At 71.6% G+C, this 17,805-nt stretch carries 13 protein-coding genes; 9 read left to right on the top strand and 4 right to left on the bottom strand.

Annotation, left to right across the window (positions count from 1 at the left end):
• Positions 1 to 12: 12 nt before the first annotated feature.
• From OG206_RS31190 to OG206_RS31215, 6 genes are read left to right on the top strand one after another with little or no spacing between them, the layout of a single operon-like run.
• A complete protein-coding gene (locus OG206_RS31190) occupies positions 13 to 2,784 on the top strand; it encodes a lantibiotic dehydratase (RefSeq protein ID WP_327121937.1) in 2,772 nt (923 codons plus the stop codon).
• Positions 2,772 to 3,914 (top strand): lantibiotic dehydratase C-terminal domain-containing protein, encoded by a 1,143-nt coding sequence (locus tag OG206_RS31195; protein WP_327121938.1) that lies wholly within the window; start codon positions 2,772 to 2,774, stop codon positions 3,912 to 3,914. Before OG206_RS31190 ends, OG206_RS31195 begins: the two co-directional genes overlap by 13 nt.
• On the top strand, positions 3,911 to 5,038 hold the full coding sequence (locus OG206_RS31200) for a metalloprotease (protein ID WP_327121939.1): 1,128 nt from the start codon (positions 3,911 to 3,913) through the stop codon (positions 5,036 to 5,038). Before OG206_RS31195 ends, OG206_RS31200 begins: the two co-directional genes overlap by 4 nt.
• Before the next feature lie 44 nt (positions 5,039 to 5,082).
• The gene (locus OG206_RS31205) at positions 5,083 to 6,060 is read left to right on the top strand and encodes an ABC transporter ATP-binding protein (RefSeq protein ID WP_327121940.1); all 978 of its coding nucleotides are present in this window, start codon (positions 5,083 to 5,085) and stop codon (positions 6,058 to 6,060) included.
• Entirely contained in the window at positions 6,057 to 6,812 is a 756-nt protein-coding gene (locus OG206_RS31210) for an ABC transporter permease (RefSeq protein ID WP_327121941.1), read from the top strand. The genes OG206_RS31205 and OG206_RS31210 overlap by 4 nt, the downstream gene beginning before the upstream one ends.
• A gap of 29 nt (positions 6,813 to 6,841) precedes the next feature.
• Positions 6,842 to 8,764, top strand: a complete 1,923-nt coding sequence (locus tag OG206_RS31215) for a TOMM precursor leader peptide-binding protein (protein WP_327122454.1) — start codon at positions 6,842 to 6,844, stop codon at positions 8,762 to 8,764.
• 78 nt (positions 8,765 to 8,842) lie between these two features.
• Here OG206_RS31215 and OG206_RS31220 read toward each other — a convergent pair whose 3' ends face one another.
• Positions 8,843 to 9,013, bottom strand: a complete 171-nt coding sequence (locus tag OG206_RS31220) for a thiazolylpeptide-type bacteriocin (protein ID WP_327121942.1) — start codon at positions 9,011 to 9,013, stop codon at positions 8,843 to 8,845.
• Between the two features lie 164 nt (positions 9,014 to 9,177).
• Here OG206_RS31220 and OG206_RS31225 point away from each other — a divergent pair, with 164 nt between their 5' ends.
• Positions 9,178 to 10,440: an amidohydrolase gene (locus OG206_RS31225; RefSeq protein WP_327121943.1), complete on the top strand. Its 1,263-nt coding sequence runs from the start codon at positions 9,178 to 9,180 to the stop codon at positions 10,438 to 10,440.
• A gap of 216 nt (positions 10,441 to 10,656) precedes the next feature.
• A complete protein-coding gene (gene bla / locus OG206_RS31230) occupies positions 10,657 to 11,610 on the top strand; it encodes a class A beta-lactamase (RefSeq protein ID WP_327121944.1) in 954 nt (317 codons plus the stop codon).
• A 21-nt stretch (positions 11,611 to 11,631) separates the two neighbouring features.
• Here bla and OG206_RS31235 read toward each other — a convergent pair whose 3' ends face one another.
• The 3 genes from OG206_RS31235 to OG206_RS31245 form a co-directional block, all read right to left on the bottom strand.
• Positions 11,632 to 12,315 carry a hypothetical protein gene (locus OG206_RS31235; protein WP_327121945.1) on the bottom strand — a complete coding sequence of 228 codons (684 nt, stop codon included), beginning with the start codon at positions 12,313 to 12,315 and terminating at the stop codon, positions 11,632 to 11,634.
• 324 nt (positions 12,316 to 12,639) lie between these two features.
• Positions 12,640 to 16,077 carry a multifunctional oxoglutarate decarboxylase/oxoglutarate dehydrogenase thiamine pyrophosphate-binding subunit/dihydrolipoyllysine-residue succinyltransferase subunit gene (locus OG206_RS31240; protein ID WP_327121946.1) on the bottom strand — a complete coding sequence of 1,146 codons (3,438 nt, stop codon included), beginning with the start codon at positions 16,075 to 16,077 and terminating at the stop codon, positions 12,640 to 12,642.
• 158 nt (positions 16,078 to 16,235) lie between these two features.
• Positions 16,236 to 16,793 carry a TetR/AcrR family transcriptional regulator gene (locus tag OG206_RS31245; RefSeq protein ID WP_327121947.1) on the bottom strand — a complete coding sequence of 186 codons (558 nt, stop codon included), beginning with the start codon at positions 16,791 to 16,793 and terminating at the stop codon, positions 16,236 to 16,238.
• Positions 16,794 to 17,100: 307 nt separating this feature from the next.
• Here OG206_RS31245 and OG206_RS31250 point away from each other — a divergent pair, with 307 nt between their 5' ends.
• Positions 17,101 to 17,796 (top strand): type 1 glutamine amidotransferase domain-containing protein, encoded by a 696-nt coding sequence (locus OG206_RS31250; protein ID WP_327121948.1) that lies wholly within the window; start codon positions 17,101 to 17,103, stop codon positions 17,794 to 17,796.
• Positions 17,797 to 17,805 lie beyond the last annotated feature (9 nt).

Here is a 17,805-nt window from a genome sequence, read left to right on the forward strand (position 1 = left end):
CGGGGAGACCTGATGACCCTTTTGACGTCCGACACCACTCCCCCCGGGACCACCCGGTGGGAGCCGGGAAGGCGTTTCGTGCTCCGGGCCGCCGGACTGCCCGTGGAGGCGGTCCACGGACTGCGATGCCCCCGCACCCGGCGATGGGCCGACGAGATCCTGGACCGGGAGGAGCGCCTCGCCCGCGACGGTGCCGCGCTGAGCGACCTCCTGCACGGGCTGGTCCCGGCCGCAGACGCGGCGGGCGGCACCGCCCGCCGGGCCCTGCTCGCCCTCCGCCGGCAGGTGTACAACAACCGACTGCCCGCCGACCCCCCGGCCTGCGTACGCCTGGTCGCCGGTCTCGACCGGGCCGCCGGGGACCGCACCTCGGCCTGGCTCGCCGAGCGGGCACTCCATGCCGGCCGGCTGGAGCGGGGAGCCGCGGTACTGACCGAGGAACTGCAGGTCTCACGGACCGAGTTGCGTACGCACCTGTCCCACGACCGCTTCCGCAAGGGGTTGTTGCTCGCCTCGCCCGCCCTGGACGCCCGGCTCGACGGCTACCTGAGCGATACGCGGGCCGAACCGGGCGGCCGGATGCGGAAGATCGAGCGGTCCGCGCTCACCTACCTCTACCGCACCGCGTGCAAGACCAGCCCCTTCTCCACGCTCACCGCGGTGGCCGCCGGTACCTTCGACGGCGACCCTGCCGACACCGCCGCCGCCCTGCGGGTCGGCGAGGAGTGGACCAGTCACGTCCGGCTCAGCGTCGTCGCCCTGAACCGGATCGCCGATCTGGTCCTGGCCGACCCGGTGCGACGCCAGGACCTGCCCGTCGTGCTCTCCCCGGGCTGGGCCCGCGACGCGGACCGCGTGCGCTACGTACGGCAATGGGTGACCGCCGGGGACGACAGCGCCGCTGTGACCTTCGACGCCGTACGCGACCGGCTGTTCTACCTCCGTACCAGCGGCACCCTGGAGCGACTGCTCACCTTCTTCGCCGGCCGCGACGGGCTGCGCCACCGCGACCTCGTCGACTGGCTCCGCGCCGAGCACGGTGCCGAGCGCCCGGAGTGCGAGCGGTACGCCACGGCGCTCCACCAGCTCGGCATGGTCCGGGTGCCTGGGCTGCGCACCGACGTGCACAGCCCGGACCCGCTGCGCTCCTTCCAGGAGGCCCTGCGCGGGCTGGGGGTGGCCTGGGCCGACTCGGCCGCCGACAGCCTGGACGGCCCGGCAGCGTGCCTCGCGGCGTACCCGGCCGCCGACGTCCCCACCCGCCGGACGCTGCTGCACACTCTGCGCGAAGGTCTTCTTCAGGCGCAGAGGGATCTCGGCGCCGCTGAACCGTCCCTGCCGCAGTCCCTGTTGTACGAGGACGTGAGTGCGGGCAGCGACATGGTCTGTCCGCCCGGCCTGCTGGCCGGCGGAACCGGGCGGGCCCTGCGGGCGGTCGAGGGCATCCTGCCCCTGTTCGACATCACACTGCCCCAGCGCATCACCCTGCGCGGCTTCTTCACCGCCCGCTACGGGAGCGGCGGACGCTGCGACGACCTGCTCGGGCTGGTCCACGACTTCCACGAGGACTTCTTCGACCAGTACATCTCGTTCACCTCCAAGCGCACCGCCTTCGACCGGGACGGTGCCTACGTCCCGGAGGAGAACTGGCTCGGCCAGAGCGCGCTGCGGACCCTGGACGACGCCCGCCGCGGCTTCGTGGCCGGCATGAGGGAGCTGTGGGCCAAGGACGGGATGGCGGACGAGGTGCAGCTTCCGGACGACCTCCTCGCCTCGGTCACCGGTCAACTCTCGACCATGACAGCCGACTTCATGCCACAAAGCCACCACATCCAGGTGTCCGGCCCCGTCCCCGGTCGCCCGGACGGGCCCCTGGTCGTCCTCAACCGTTCGTACGGCGGACTCGCCTTCCCCTTCAGCCGCTTCACCCACGTCTACGACGCCACGGACGGCCCCGCCGAACCCGGTCTCTCCGCCCGGCTCCGGGAAGAGCTGCGCGAACGACAGCCCCGGGGAGCGGTGTTCGCCGAAGTGACGGGCGGCACGGTCACCAGCAACCTGAACCTGCACGGCCGTATGACGGACTACCAGATCGTGTGCCCAGGAGAGACGTCCACCGTCCCGGAGGCGGACCGGCTCCACCTCGACGACCTCCTCCTGGTCCACGACGACGCGGCCGACCGCCTCGTGCTGCGCTCGCGCCGGCTGGACCGCGAGGTCATTCCCGTCTACCTCGGCTACCTCGTCCCGGTGGCTTTGCCGGAGATCCCCCGCACCCTGCTGCTGATGTCGCCCAGCACCATGACGCCGAGCGACGTCTGGGGCGGCGTGCCGGAGGCCCCCGCCGTGGACGGCGTCACCCGCCGGCCACGCGTGGCCCACGGTGACGTGGTCATCAGCCGCCGCAGCTGGACGGCCGACACCACCACCCTCCCCGTCCGCCGCCCCGAGGCGGACGAGGCGCAGTCCTACCTGGACTGGCAGCGCTGGCGCCGCACCCACGGACTGCCCGACCAGGTCTTCGCCACGGTCCTCGGGACCAGTGGCCGCACTCCCGGCGCCAAGCCCCTGTACGTGGACTTCGACAGCCCCCTCTGCCTGACCGCGTTCGACGCCCTCGTCGACCGGACGCCGGGCGCCACGGTGGTCCTGCGCGAGATGCTGCCCACCGAGGAAGGGCTGCATCTGACCTCCGCGCACGGCCGCCACGTGGCCGAACTGGCCGTAGAGACCTTCACCTCCCGCCCCTCCCGCACCGAGGACGGCCCCACATGCCGGAACTGACCGCCCCCCGCCCCGCCACCGCCGCCCCGGCCGTCGAGCCTCCGGGGGAGTGGATCGCACTCCACGTCTTCTACGCCGCCAGCCCCCAGCCGATGCTGGTCAACTGCGTCCGCCCGCTGGTGGACGGGCTGACCGCCGACGGACTTCTCGCGGGCCACTTCTTCATCAACTACTGGCTCGAGGGCCCGCACGTCCGCCTCCGGCTGCGCCCTGCCCGGGCCGAAGCCGCTCCCGAGGTCAAGCGCCGGGCGGAGGAGGCGCTCACCGCCTTCCTCCGCAGCCGGCCCGCCCTGTACGAGGTCGACTCGGGCTTCCTGAAAGACTTCTACAACGCGCTGTTCGACATCGAGTTCCCCGGTGAGGACCGCGCCCGCTTCATGGGCGCGGACGGCCGGATGAACCTGCGGCCGAACAACTCCTTCACGCACGAGCCCTACACCCCGGAGTACGCCAAGTACGGCGGCCCGGCCGGGGTCGAACTCGCCGAATGGCACTTCCGGCACTCCAGTGACCTGGTCATCGACGCCTTCCGCACCATGAACCTGCACCTGCGGACGGTGCTGCTCGGCACCTCCGCCCAGCTGATGATGGTGATGGCGAGCTGCTTCCTGCCCGAGGAGGACCGCCTCGCCGACTACCTGGACAGCTACTACGCCTTCTGGCACCGGGCCTTCCCCGGCACCGGTTTCATCGGTTCCGAGGAGTACGAGGCCACGTACGCCCGGATGGCTCCCCAGCTGGGGAGCCGGTTCGCCGAGATCCGGGCCGCCGTCCGGAGCGGCGAACCGGGGCGGCTGCCGCGATTCCTGCGCGGGTGGGCGGAGCACTGCCTCGAACTGCGGGGCCGCGTCGAGGATCTCGCAACCCGGGGTGACCTGGCCTTCCCGGTCCGGGAAGGGCCCGCGCGGGAGGACGCCGGGCAGGAGCGGGCGGAACCCGCGGGCGCGATTGCGCTGGAGGCGGTCACCCATGTACCCGCCGTGCTGCCCAGGCTCCTGTCCCCGTACATGCACATGACCAACAACAGGCTCCATGTGACCATCCGTGACGAGGCCTACCTCTCCTACATGCTCGGCCAGGTCCTGCGCGAGCCGGTCCGGGCGGGCACACCGAAGGCGGCCGGCGCATGAGCGTCACCCCTGGCGTACCCGTCCCCGCTGCCCACAGCGCGGCCCGGGCCTACCGCCCCGTGCTGCGGGCCGGCGTCCGGATCGGCCCGCCCCTGCTGCGCGGCCCCCGCACCGTGCACCTCATCCGGCACCCCGCGACCGGAGCCGTGTCCGAGGTCGGGACGAGGGAGCACTTCGTCATCTCCCGGCTCGACGGCACCAGGAACCTGGACGACCTCGCCCCCGAATACGCCGACCGCTTCGGCCGCCGCCTCGCCGAGGAGAGCTGGAACCGGCTCCTGGGCCTCCTCGGCGCACGCGGGCTGCTGGACGGCGCCCCCGACCCGCCGTCCCCGGCACCCTCCCCGGCTCCTGCCGGCACCTTCTGGCGCGGCACGCGCCGCATGGTCGCCGACGCCGACGCGACCACCGCGCGGCTGCACCGGGCGCTGCGCCCCCTGCTGCACCGCACGATCCAGCTGCCGCTGCTGGCCGCCGTGCTGGCCATGGTGCTGGTTCTCGCCCTCCACGCGGGTGAACTCGGCTACGGCGTAGTCGAGTTGATCCGCCAACCGGTCGTCCTGGGGGCCGTCGCGCTGTTCCTGTGGTTCAGCATCACCGTCCACGAACTGGCCCACGGCGTCGCCGCCCAGCACTTCGGCGGGCATGTCGCCGAGATCGGACTGCGGTGGCGGTTCCCGGCCGCGATGCTGTACTGCACCGTCGACGACTACCTCTTCATCCCCGGCCGCCACGCCAAACTCGTGATCGCCGGGGCCGGCGCGTACGTCAACCTGGTCCTGCTGCTGCCGTTCGCCGTGTGGTGGTCCACGCTCCCCGGCGGCGACCCGGCCCGACTCCTGCTCGCCGGACTGCTGCTGCTCGGCAGCATCCAGGCGCTGAGCAACCTCGTCCCGCTCCCCCCTTTGGACGGCTACCGCATGCTCGGCCACCTCCTCGGCACCGCTCACCTCGCGCCTGAGGCGCGGACCTACCTGACCATGCGCCGGACCGGCTCGGAGCGGGCCTCCGCCTACCCCCGCCGCGCCCGGCTGATCTACACGGCGTACGGCATCGGGTCGGCACTCCTGCTCCTGCTCGCCGTGACCGGCACCTGCGCGGTGGCGCTCCTGCTGCTCACCTGACCGGCCCGCGCGACCGCCCCCGAACCGAAGGAACCACGCAGCACATGAGTGAGGAAGAGGCCATGCGACCCACACCCGCCACCGTCCACGTGCAGGGGGTCTCCAAACGGTACGGGGACCGGCAGGCCGTCGACGACGTGTCCCTCGACATCAGCCGGGGCGAGTTCTTCGGGCTCCTCGGCCCCAACGGAGCAGGTAAGTCCACCCTGGTGGAGATCATGGAAGGGCTGCGCCACGCCGACACGGGCTCCGTCGCACTTTTCGGTGAGTCCCCGTGGCCCCGCAACACCGCCCTGCTGCCCCGCATCGGCATACAGACCCAGTCCTCGGCCTTCTTCGTGCGGCAGACCGCCCGCGAGCACCTGCGTACCGTCGCCGCGCTCTACGGAGCCTCGCGGGCGGCGGCCGAGGCGGCTCTCGACTCCGTGGGGCTCACCGGGCAGCGCGACGTCCAGGTGGAGAAGCTCTCCGGCGGCCAGCGCCAGCGCCTCGCCATCGCCTCCGCGCTGGTCCACGGTCCCGAGCTGATCTTCCTGGACGAGCCGACCGCCGCGCTGGACCCGCAGGCCCGGCGCGACCTCTGGGACGTACTGCGCGCCCTGAAGGCGCAGGGCCGCACCATCGTCTACACCACGCACCACCTGGACGAGGCGGAGGAGCTCTGCGACCGCATCGCCATCCTGGTGGACGGCCGGATCGTCGTCACCGACAGTCCGCACAACCTCGTGGACGCCTCCCGGGCCCCGAGCCGGCTCCTGCTGCCGCTCGGCCGGCTGGACGAGCGGAAGGCGGCGGCCGTCGCCGGCGTCGACCGGGTCACCGTCCAGGGCGGCTCCCTGGTCCTGGAGACCCGCACCACGGGCCGCGTGCTCAGCGCCCTCGACCGGCTCGTGGGCCTGGACGGGGTACAGACCCGCACCCCCAGCCTGGAGGACGTCTACCTCGACCTCACCGCCCGAGTCACCCAGGGCCCGCACACCTCCCGCCCCACCGTCGAGACCACCCCGGAGCGCCAGCCATGAGCGCGTACGCCGCACTGACCGCAGCGGGCTACCGCGCGCAGGTCCGCGACAGGACGACCCTGTTCTTCACCTTCGCCTTCCCGCTTCTCTTCCTCGTCGTCTTCGGCCTGATCTTCCGGGGCCAGGCCGTCGAGCAGAGCGGCCTGGCCTACATCTCGTACACCGCCGCCGGAGTGCTGTCCTGGGGCGTCGCCAACGCCGCCGTGTTCGGGATCGCGTTCACGCTGATGCAGTGGCGCTCCGACGACATCCTGCGGCTGATCCGGATGTCCCCGGCCCCTCTGTCCGCCGTGATCGGATCCCGCTACGTCATCGCGCTGGCGGTGGGCCTGGTGCAGTCGCTGCTGTTCGTCGGGGTGGCGATGCTGCCGCTGTTCGGCCTCGAACCCGCCTCAGGGTGGCCGTTGCTGATCCCGGTGATGGTGCTCGGCGTCACCACCTTCCTGCTGCTCGGCGTGATCATCGGTTCGTTCGCCGACACCCCCGAGTCGGTCGCGGCCGTCGCCAACTTCCTGATGCTGCCCATGGCGTTCCTGTCGGGATCGTTCTTCCCGCTGGACGCCATGCCCACCTGGCTGCAGAAGATCTCCCTGGTCATGCCGCTGCGCTACCTCAACGACGCGGTGTCCCACGCGCTGACGGGCCGGGGCGACAGCTCCGACATCGCTGTGGGCTGCGCCGGACTCGCCGTGTTCGCCCTCGTCCTCGGTCTGATCGCCGTCAGGACGTTCCGCTGGACGAGGTCCTCGTGAGCGCCCCCACGCGGCCGCTGCCCCGGCCGATGGAGACGGCACGCGACGCGCTCCACACGGCCCTGACCGAGCGCCTGGGCCGGGACGTCCCCGTCGTCCCCGTCGGCGCCACCGATGCGGCGGCCACACTCGGCCGACGGGGAGCCGCCGACCCCTGGGCGCACATGCGGGCCGCCGCGCGCGTCCACCTCACCGCCTCCGCCGTGCTGATCGGTCCCTGGGGCGGCGACGGCACTGCCCCCGCCTGCGGACGTTGCCTCGCCCTGCGGTGGCAGCGGCTCCGCAGCCGCTCGGAACGCGACGCCCTGGAGACGGGAGGCCCGGACGGTCCCCGCCCGGCGGGTGCCTGGCCCCTGTTCAGCGGGTACGCGTACGACGCCGTCGCCGCTCTCTGCACCGCGCTGCTGGACGACGGCCCGGCCCTCGCGCCGCCCGCCCCCGATCCGGCCGACCGCGTCCTTCCGCAGGTGTCCCGGCTTGACCTGATGACGCTTCAGGTACGGACGTACCCACTCCTTGCCGATCCTCTCTGCCCGGACTGCGCCCCGCGAACCACCTCGGCGCGGCCGCGCCCGCTCACCCTGGAGACCCGGCTCAAGCCCGACCCCGGCACCTACCGGCTGCGCGCCGCCTCCTCCTATCCGATCCCCGAGCACGCTCTCGCCAACCCGGTCTGCGGGGCCCTCGGCGGCGGCACCTGGATGGACGTCACCTCACCGACCACCGCCCCGGTCGCCGGCAGTGTCTTCGTACGCGGCTACGCCGGACTCAACGACGTGACCTGGAGTGGCCAGGAGAACGCCTTCTCCACCAGCCGCACGCTGGCCTTCCTGGAAGGCCTGGAGCGCTACGCCGGAACCCACCGGCGGGGCCGCACCATGGCCGTCAACGGTTCCTGGAACGACCTCAAGGCCGATGCCGTGGACCCCGCCACCTGCGGGTTCTACGATCCGCGTACGTACCGCGACGACCCACTGGTCGACCCCTTCGACCCGGAGCGGGTCATCCCCTGGGAGTGGGGCTGGTCCCTGCGCGACGAGCGCCCGGTCCTCGTCCCCTCCCGCCTCGTCTACTACAGCGCGGGGCTGGCGGCCGACAACTTCGTCTTCGAATGCTCCAACGGCTGCGCGATCGGCGGCTCCCTGGAGGAGGCGGTGCTCGGCGGCCTCCTCGAACTCGTGGAACGGGACGCGTTCCTGAACGCCTGGTACGGAAACGCCCGGCTCACCGAGATCGACCTCGCGACCGTGGGCGGCCGCACCGCCGCCGCCATGGCCGAACGGGCCGCCCTCCAGGGCTACGACGTCCATGTCCTGGACAACCGTATCGACCTGGAGATCCCGGTCGCCACCGCCGTCGCCGTACGCCGCGACGGCGGCCCCGGCTCCCTGTCCTTCGCGGCAGCCGCCTCGCTGGACCCCCGGTCCGCGGTGGAGGGAGCCCTCTCGGAAGTCCTCACCTACATCCCGCACCTGGCCCGGCAGACCGAGGAGCGCCGCGGAGAACTGGAGGCCATGGCCGACGACTTCCACCGCGTCCGCCACCTCAAGGACCACGCCCAGCTGTACGGGCTGCCCAGGATGGCCGCCCACGCCCGCAGCTACCTTGAACCGCCGGCGGTACGCCGTCTCGACGACGTCTACCGGCGGTGGGAGACCTCGACGCGTCCTCGCACGGGGGATCTGCGCGACGACGTGCACGCGGTCGTGGGCGAACTCGTGGGGGCCGGTCACGACGTGATCGCGGTCGACCAGACCACCCCGGAACAGGCGCGCATGGGTCTGCGCACCGTCAGCACCCTGGTGCCGGGGCTCCTGCCGATCGACTTCGGCTGGAACCGGCAGCGGGCCCTGCTGATGCCCCGGCTGCGCACTGCCCTGAGGCGTGGCGGTCACCGTACGACGGACCTGACGGACACCGAGATCCGAAGGGTGCCGCACCCGTTTCCGTGAACCCGTGCGGGCACGGCGAAGCCCGGGATCCGTCGAGTGGGCGGATCCCGGGCGCCGGGCCATCTGACCGACGTCCGGTCAGGCCGAGCAGGAGGTGGTGCTGGTGGTGGAGCTGCACGTCGACGTGGAGCTGGTGCTGGTGGAACCGGCGAGCACGACCTCGCTCGCGTCCGAGTAGTCGGAGATCTCGAAGGTCTCGGCCTCGAGCTCCAGGATCTCGTCGGCGAGGGTGCTCAGGTCCTTGTCCATGGGTGTCTCCTCCGGATCGGGCCTGCCGGGGTGGGGAAGGCCGCCTGCGTGGTGTACGACCCCATTCCACCGCCGGCCACTCACCGTTCGGCATGCCCCGCACTCACACATCGCTGGCACGCGACGCCAGCGGGCCCACAGCCGACCCACCGCAGAGGATTTCCGTGACCGAGAACCACCCCGCCCTCGTCCACCTCGCGCCGGTGGTCCGCCCGGCACTCACCCTCTACCTGGACGTCCACCGCACACCGGAACTCTCCGGCCGGGAGAACCGCACGGCCGCCCTGTTCGCGGACCGGCTCACCGCCACCGGGTTCGACGTCCTACGGGGCATGGGCGGCCACGGCGTCGCGGGAGTCCTGCGCAACGGCGAGGGTCCGCGGGTGTATCTGCGCACCGAGCTGGACGCCCTGCCCGTGACCGAGAGGACCGGCCTGCCGTATGCCAGCGGGAACGGTGCCATGCACGCCTGTGGCCACGACCTCCATCTGGCCGCCGCGACGGGTGCGGCCGATCTGCTCGCCCGTGCCACCGCCCACTGGCGCGGCACCCTGGTCGTCGTCGGCCAGCCGGCCGAGGAGACGCTCACGGGGGCCCGCGCGATGCTCGCGGACGGCTTGTACGCGCGCTGCGGCCGCCCGGACATCGTGCTCGCCCAGCACGCGGCGCCCCTGCCCGCCGGAATGATCGCCCACGGCGGCCCGCACACCCCGATGGCCGCTGCGAGCGCCGCTCTGAGCGTGGTCCTGCACGGGCGGGGCGGCCACGCCGCGACGCCGCACCTCACGGTCGACCCGGTGGTCACAGCGGCGGCCGTGATCAGCCGCCTGCAGACCATCGCCTCCCGCGAGACCGCCCCGGCGGACCGGCTCACGCTCACCGTCGGCACCGTGCGGGCGGGCACCGCGGTCAACGTCGTCCCGGACACGGCCGAACTCGGCATCGGCCTGCGCGCGCTCACCGACGAAACCCTGGACCGGGCCCTGGGGGCCCTGGGCCGCATCGTCCGGGCCGAGTGCGCGGCCTCCGCGTGTCCGCGCGACCCGGACCTGACCACGCTGTCCCGCTCCCCGTCCCTCCGGGTCGATCCGGACGCGACGGAGGCGATCCGGTCCGCGCACACGGCCCTGTACGGCCCGGAACGCGTCATCTCCTGGCCGGCCTCCATGGCGGCCGAGGACTTCCCCTTCTACGGCGACGCGGGCCTGGCCGTACACGGTGAAGCCGGAATCCCTCTGGCCTACTGGATGCTGGGTACGACAGGCCGCGGGCAGTGGGCCGACTCAGCGGCCCGCGTGCCGCCGAACCACTCTCCGCGCTTCGCCCCGGACGTCCGCACGGCACTGCCGGCGGCGATCACGGCGCTGACGGTGGCGGCACTGAGCCGGCTGGACGACGTTCCGCGCGACCGCCTGCCCGCAGGGTGAGACAGGCCGCGGAGTCACGGGACGTCGTCGGAGAACCGCCGGGAGGGTGAGACGCGCGACACGGCGGTCATGTCCGCGGGCGACGAACGCGTCCGCCCTACGCTGGCGAGGCAGAAGCATGCCGGATGCGCCCTTCGCCGTGCCACCCGACCCGTCGGGGGCGAACAGGCCGCCGGTCGTGCACCAGCCCCCTGAAGGCAGGACGTCGCGACCCCCGTGCCCACCCCTCCCAGCCGCCGTGCCGCGCTTTCCGCACTGGCCGGCCTCGTGGCTCTCCCGCTGACGGCGTGCGATGCGCCCGCCCCGGCCGCCGCGCCGCCCTTCCCGTCCGGGACCGCGCCCTCGCGGTCCGACGCGACGGCACACCGCACGGCACGTGCCTTCCGGGAGCTGGAGCGGGACTTCGGTGCCCGGCTGGGTGTGTACGCGATCGCCACAGGAAGCGGCCGCTCCGTCACCCACCGCCCCGACGAGCGCTTCGCCTACGCCTCGACCTGCAAGGCGCTCCTGGCGGCTGCACTGCTGGAGGCCCACCCGCTCCAGCGGCTCGACCGGCGCGTACGGTACGGTCCCGGTGACCTCGTCGCGAACTCCCCGGTCACCGAACAGCACGTGCGCACAGGACTCAGCCTGCGAGCGCTGTGCGACGCGGCTGTCCGCCACAGCGACAACACCGCGGCCAATCTCCTCTTCCGGGAACTCGGCGGCCCCGGCGGCCTGCAGAACGCACTGGTCGCCCTCGGCGACCGCACCACCCGCTGCGACCGCTACGAGACCGATCTCAGTGAGGCGGCACCCGGCGATCCCCGCGACACCAGCACACCGCGCGCCCTCGCCACCGCCCTGCGCGCCTACGCGCTCGGCGACGTCGTCGGCGACGTCCTCGGTGCGGACAAGCGGGCGGTGCTGACCGACTGGCTCAAGCGCAACACGACCGGCGACGCACTGATCCGCGCCGGCACCCCCGACGGCTGGGTGGTGGGCGACAAGACCGGCACGGGCGGCTACGGCACGCGCAACGACATCGCCGTCGTGTGGCCGCCGGACTCGCCGCCGGTCACCCTCGCCGTGCTCTCCCGGCGGGCCGCCCGCGAAGCGGAGCCGCAGGACAGGCTCATCGCGCGAGCGGCTCGCGTCGCGTTCACCGAGCTCGCCGCGCAAGGGCTGTGACAGGAGAATCGGCGCCCCGCCTCAGGAGGCGCTGTCGGCCGCTTCCTCCCGGTCCAGCCGCTCCGGGAACAGCGCCGCGTCGTGCCATCGCTTGACCAGCTTCACGAGACGGTCGGTCCGTCCGGGCGGGAACGGCGGGGCGGGGGCGTCCACACGCGGCCACAGGAGACTCGCCGCGAGGCGCACGGCGTGCATGGCCGCGGTGTCGTGCGGCAGCACCTTCCTGCCGCCGCTCCGACGGGTGCTGTCCAGCTTCGCGGCGACGACGAGGAGCTCGTTGTAGGCCGCTTCGCGTTCGGACTCACGGGCGGTGGCGGCGGGCGCCGCCGACGACTTCTTCGCCGTCGACGGAGCGGCCTCGGGGGCGGGAAAGGTGAACTTGCCCTTCCAACGCTCCGGATGCTCCGGCGGTTCCTCCCCCGGGCTCAGGTAGTAGGTGTGGGTGTAGAACGTCGCGACGTTCGGGTCGCCCGCAGTGCCGGCCTCCGCGAAGGCGGCCAGGAGACGGCTGATGTTGCGCCACTGGTTGCCGCGCAGGGCGAGGTCGATGAAATCCGTGTCGTGGACGAGGATCTCCACACGCTTCTGGATGTCGGACTCCGCGGGCGCGTCGTCGTGCGCGGCACGGTAGGCCGCCTCCCACGTGGAGTGCGCGACCCACCTGCAGCTGTCGGCGAGGACGGCGTCGGGTGTCTTCTGCGCCATGGGTCTCCTCCTCGGGTGCGGTGGGCGCCGGGCCGGCCGCGTGCGCGTCGGCCGGGTCGGCGGGAAAGGCAGGCCGAAGGCAGTCCGACGCCCGATGTCCCGCGGTGCCGGACGCGACCGCGACCCGCGCACGGATACGTGCGGTCATGGGCGTGGTCGACAGCAGCCGCTGTCTTCCCGCCGGAGCGTCCGGCCTGCGGTTCGCGGGCGACACGACCGGCTTCGACCCGGCCATCCTGACACAGGGCGCAGGGCGGGCTGCAGGCCGCCCTGCGGTACACGCCGGTCGGGCGCACCGGCAGGCACCCGACCGGGTTTCGCGCGTCAGTCCAGGATCCGACGGATCAGCTCCTGCTGCTCCTTGGTGTGGCGCTTGTGCGATCCCGTGGCGGGTGCGGCGGCGGCCGGCCGGGAGACGAGGCGAAGCGGCCGGGAGAGGCTCGGGGCGGCCTCCGAGAGGAGGAAGGTCCAAGCCCCCTGGTTCCGGGGCTCCTCCTGTGCCCAGACGAGCTCGGCACGGGAGTAGGAGTCGGTGACGCGACGCAGTTCCTCGAGGGGGAGTGGATACAACTGCTCCACCCGGACCAGGGCGATGCCCGGGTCCGGGAACTTGCCCAGGTGTGCGGCGAGTTCGTGGTACAGCTTCCCGGTCACGAGAACCACACGCCGCACCGCGTCCCTGTCCAGCGGCACCGGTTCGTCGAGCACCGGCTCGAACGTGCCGCCGGTCAACCCGTCCAGGGAACTGAAGCTCGATTTCGTGCGGAGCATGGATTTGGGCGTGAACACCACAAGGGGCTTGCGCGGGCGGGCGTAGGCCTGCCGGCGCAGCAGGTGGAAGTACGACGCGGCCGTGGACGGCTGGGCGACCGTCATGTTCTCCTCCGCACACAGTTGCAGGAAACGCTCGATGCGCGCGGAGGAGTGGTCGGGGCCACTGCCCTCGTAGCCGTGCGGCAGCAGGAGGGTGACGGATGAGGCCTGGCCCCACTTCTGTTCGGCGGACGACACGAACTCGTCGACCACAATCTGCGCCCCGTTCACGAAGTCGCCGAACTGGGCCTCCCAGATGACCAGCGCCTCCGGCCGCTCGACGGAGTATCCGTATTCGAAACCCATGGCGGCGTATTCGCTCAGCCAGGAGTCGTACAGGTGGAAGTCCGTGTCCTGGCCCCGGAACCTGGCCAGTGGCTGCCACTGTGCACCGGACTCCCGGTCGTGCAGCACGGCCTGCCGCTGCGTGAACGTCCCACGACGCGAGTCCTGACCGGCCAGCCGGACGGGGAGACCCTCGTCGAGCAGGCTGCCGAACGCGAGGAGTTCGGCGAAGGCCCAGTCGACCGGCGCGTCGCCCCGAGCCATGCGCTGCCGTCTGTCGAGGAGCTGCCCCAGCTTGGGGTGGACGGCGAACCCGTCGGGGAGGTCCGTGAAGGCCTCACCGACCGCGGCGAGGGCGGCGGCCGTCACGGGCCGGGGCCTGCCGACGGACGGCAGCGTGCCCCGCTCGAGCCCCGCCACCAGCGCCGCCTCACCGGAATCCGCTGTATCCGACGCGTCGGGACCGCTGTCCCTGGTCTCCGCGAACGCCCGTTCCAGGCGCGCCTGGAAGTCCTGGTGTGCCTGTTCGTACTCGGCGTGCGTGATGTCGCCCCTGCCCGTGAGTGCCTCCAGGTACAGGGTCCTCACACTGCCCTTGTCCGCGATACGCCGGTACATCCCGGGCTGCGTCATCGAGGGGTCGTCCGCCTCGTTGTGGCCTCTCCGGCGGTAGGAGACGAGGTCGATCACGACGTCGCGGTGGAACCGCTCGCGGTAGGCGAAGGCCAGGGTGGCGACGCGCACGACAGCTTCCGGGTCGTCGCCGTTGACGTGGAAGACCGGTGTCTGTGTCGCCTTGACGACGTCCGTCGCGTACACCGAACTGCGCCCGTCGACGGGCAGCGTGGTGAAGCCCACCTGGTTGTTGATGTTGACGCGGATGACGCCGCCGACACCGTACCCGGGCAGCTGGGACATCTGGACGGTCTCGCTGACGACACCCTGGCCCGCCATGGCGGCGTCGCCGTGGATCACGATCGGCAGCGTCGCGAACCGGCGGCCGGTGCTGCGGTCCTGCTTCGCCCGGACGACGCCCAGAAGCACCGCGTCCACGGCGTCCAGGTGCGAGGGGTTGGCGGCGAGGTGGACGGGCAGCTCCCTGCCGTCGCCGCTCCGGTACCTGCCCTCGGTGCCGAGGTGGTACTTGACGTCTCCGGAGAGTTGCCCGTCGGCGGTGCCGTCGAACTCCCTGAACACCTGGCTGTACGTCTTCCCGGCGAGGTTCGTCAGGACGTTCAGCCGGCCGCGGTGGGCCATCGCGATGGCTGCGCCGTCCATGCCGTGCTCGACGGCGCACCCCAGCACCGCGTCGAGCAGCGCGATCGCGGCTTCGGCTCCTTCGAGACTGAAGCGCGTCTGGCCGACGTACTTGGTCTGCAGGAAGGTTTCGAACGCCTCGGCCTCGTTCAGTTTGCCGAGGATCCGTAGCTGCTCGTCGTGCGTGGGCTTGACGTACGGAGCCTCGAGGCGTTCCTGGAACCAGCGTCGCTGTTCGGGCTCCTGGATATGCATGTACTCGACGCCCACGGTGCGGCAGTACGCGTCCCTCATCACCCGCAGGATGTCGCGCAACGTCATCGGACTGCCGTTGCCCGCGAGGTCCTCCGTCGCGAACTCGCGGTCCAGGTCCCAGAAGCTGAGGCCGTGACTCGCCGGATCGAGGTCCGGATGCGAGCGCTGCCGGTAGATCAACGGGTCGATGTCGGCCATCAGGTGCCCGCGCACCCGGAACGCGTTGATCAGCTGCTGTACCCGGGCAGTCCTGTCCATCATGTTCTGCCGGCCGACGTGGATGTCCTGGGCCCAGTTGATCGGCTCGTACGGAATCCGCAGCTCGGCGAAGATGTCACCGTAGAAGTCGTCCGCACCCTGCAGGAGCTGCTGGACCCGGCGCAGGAACTCGCCCGACCCGGCTCCCTGGATGACGCGGTGGTCGTAGGTGCTGGTGAGAGTGATGACCTTGCCGATCGCCAGATCATTGAGTGTCTGCGCCGCGGCGCCCCGGTAGGCAGCGGGGTACTCCAGTGCGCCGGCGCCGATGACGCTGCCCTGGCCCGTCATCAGGCGGGGGACCGAGCTCGTGGTGCCGATGCTGCCGGGGTTGGTCAGGGACAGTGTCGTACCGGCGAAGTCGTCCGCGGTCAGACGGTTGGTCCGGGCCCGGGCCACCAGTTCCTCGCATGCCTGGAAGAACTCGGAGAAGCCCATGCGGTCGGCCTGCTTGATGTTGGGCACCACGAGCATGCGGGTGCCGTCGGCACGTGTCAGGTCGACGGCGATCCCGAAGTTCACGTGCGGGTGCCGGATCAGGACGGGCTTGCCGTCGCGCTCGCCGTACGCCACGTTCTGGGCGGGGAAGTCCTTGGCGGCCCGCACGAGTGCCCAGGCGATGAGATGGGTGAAACTGACCCTTCCACCGCGGTTGCGGGCGAGGTGGTCGTTGACGGCGAGCCGGTTGTCGATCATCAGCTTCGCCGGAACGTCCCGCACGCTCGTGGCGGTCGGAACACTCAGGCTCGCGTCCATGTGGGACGCCAACGACTTGGCCGGGCCCTTGAGGGGCGTGTAGTCCGTCCGAGCTCCGGCGCTGTCCTGGGCCACCGCCCGGTCGGCACCGCTCTTGTCCTGCGGCACTTCGGATGTCGTCGACTGCGCGTGTGGCATGGTCTCTCCCTGCGGTCCTCGAAGCGGACCTCTCTGCTGTGGTTCCGAGGCACGCCTGAGTCACACCGGTCGGGCGTGCCACCGTTATGGCCCGACCGGTCTCATCGCTGCGGGCATGCCCGGGTGGCGCGCCTTGCCGGGCGGTGGCGCGAGGGTCATCACATGGACCGGAGCGTGCTCTCGATGATCTGGTCGAGCCTGTCGGGCGGGGTGCCGGCCTTGCACAGCACGCTGAGGCCGATCACGGCGGTGAGGAACGAGCGAGCCTGCTCGTCCGCATCGGGGCCGCCCGTGTATTCGCCACGTGTACGGCCACGCTCCAGAGCGACGCGGGACGCGTCCTCGATGTCGGTGAACAGACTCTCCGCGACCCGGGTGACGCCTTCGTCCTGCCCGGCCAGCTCGCTGACCGAGTTCACCGCGAAGCAGCCCATCCGGTGCGACCCCGCGCCGGTCAGCTCCGCCAGGGAGCTGCGCAGCACTTCGTGGACCGGACCCTGCTCCTCGCGGAGGCGACGCAGCGTCGGGGCACGCATCTGTCCGTAGCGGCGCAGCGTCAGGGTGAAGAGGTTGTGCTTGCTCTCGAACGTGTTGTACAGGCTTCCTTTGCGGATGCTCAGCGCGTCGGCCAGCCCCTGCGGAGTGGTCGACGCGTAGCCCTGTCGCCAGAACACGAGCATCGCCCGGTCCACGGCCGCATCACGATCGAACGTCATTGGCCTTCCCATGCTCACGACCGTAACACTTTTATTGACCTCGGGGTCAAATACCCAACTTCAGAGGTCGGCGCGAGGCCCGTCCCGGTCGGGCGTGAGCCCGGCGACGACCCCATGCGGGTGCTTGCTGCCGCTTGGTTCGCGGAGTTCGCGATCAGGCGCTGCGGCCTCCGGTCCTGCGTCTTCGCCCCGCCGCGCTTGGGCTGTAGGGGCGTCGGTACGCGTCACGCATGCGCCCGGACGGGCACCCGCATAGGCTAAAGGTAGTCAAATCACCCCAAAGGGCCCGAGTGGAGGCGCAAGAGTGATGGCGAAGATCCTGTTCATAGTGAGCGGAGCGACGTACTGGGTGCTCCTGGACGGCACGAGGTACGCCACGGGATACTGGGCCGAGGAGTTTGCCAGCCCGTACAAGGAACTGACGGACGCCGGCCACGAGATCGTGGTCGCGACACCGGGCGGCACGACCCCGAACGTGGACATGATGAGCCTGCGTCCGTCCATGACGGGCGGCGAGCAGGCGGCCCTCGATCTGGAGGCCATCATCCGGGACGCCGAGGTGATGCGCCGGCCGCTCAAGCTGTCCGACGTCCGCCTCGAGGACTACGACGCGGTCTACATGCCCGGCGGCCACGGTCCGATGTCGGACCTCGCCTACGACGCGGACGCGGGGCGGCTCCTGACAGCGCAGCTCGCCTCGGGCAACCCCCTCTTCATCGTGTGCCACGCACCTGCCGCGCTGCTGGCCACGAGGATCCACGGCGTGTCGCCCTTCAAGGGGTACAAGGTCACGTGCTTCACCGACGAGGAAGAGGAGGGCGTCGGCCTGGCCTCCAAGGCGCCGTGGCTGCTGGAGACCGAGCTCAAGGAGAAGATCGGCGTCCAGTACAGCCGTGGCCCGATGTGGGAGCCGTACATGGTGGAGGACCGCAACCTGGTCACCGGGCAGAATCCCGCCTCGGCCTCCGTGCTGGGCAACCGGATGCTGGAGATTCTCGGCTGACCACCTGGG

This window comes from Streptomyces sp. NBC_01341 (assembly GCF_035946055.1).
Taxonomy (GTDB): Bacteria; Actinomycetota; Actinomycetes; order Streptomycetales; family Streptomycetaceae; genus Streptomyces.

Coding starts and splice junctions, on each gene's coding strand:
- OG206_RS31210 (WP_327121941.1), top strand. CDS start 6,057: ATGAGCGCGTACGCCGCACTGACCGCAGCGGGCTACCGCGCGCAGGTC.
- OG206_RS31245 (WP_327121947.1), bottom strand. CDS start 16,793: ATGACGTTCGATCGTGATGCGGCCGTGGACCGGGCGATGCTCGTGTTC.
- OG206_RS31200 (WP_327121939.1), top strand. CDS start 3,911: ATGAGCGTCACCCCTGGCGTACCCGTCCCCGCTGCCCACAGCGCGGCC.
- OG206_RS31250 (WP_327121948.1), top strand. CDS start 17,101: ATGGCGAAGATCCTGTTCATAGTGAGCGGAGCGACGTACTGGGTGCTC.
- OG206_RS31240 (WP_327121946.1), bottom strand. CDS start 16,077: ATGCCACACGCGCAGTCGACGACATCCGAAGTGCCGCAGGACAAGAGC.
- OG206_RS31220 (WP_327121942.1), bottom strand. CDS start 9,013: ATGGACAAGGACCTGAGCACCCTCGCCGACGAGATCCTGGAGCTCGAG.
- OG206_RS31190 (WP_327121937.1), top strand. CDS start 13: ATGACCCTTTTGACGTCCGACACCACTCCCCCCGGGACCACCCGGTGG.
- OG206_RS31205 (WP_327121940.1), top strand. CDS start 5,083: ATGAGTGAGGAAGAGGCCATGCGACCCACACCCGCCACCGTCCACGTG.
- OG206_RS31195 (WP_327121938.1), top strand. CDS start 2,772: ATGCCGGAACTGACCGCCCCCCGCCCCGCCACCGCCGCCCCGGCCGTC.
- OG206_RS31235 (WP_327121945.1), bottom strand. CDS start 12,315: ATGGCGCAGAAGACACCCGACGCCGTCCTCGCCGACAGCTGCAGGTGG.
- OG206_RS31215 (WP_327122454.1), top strand. CDS start 6,842: ATGGAGACGGCACGCGACGCGCTCCACACGGCCCTGACCGAGCGCCTG.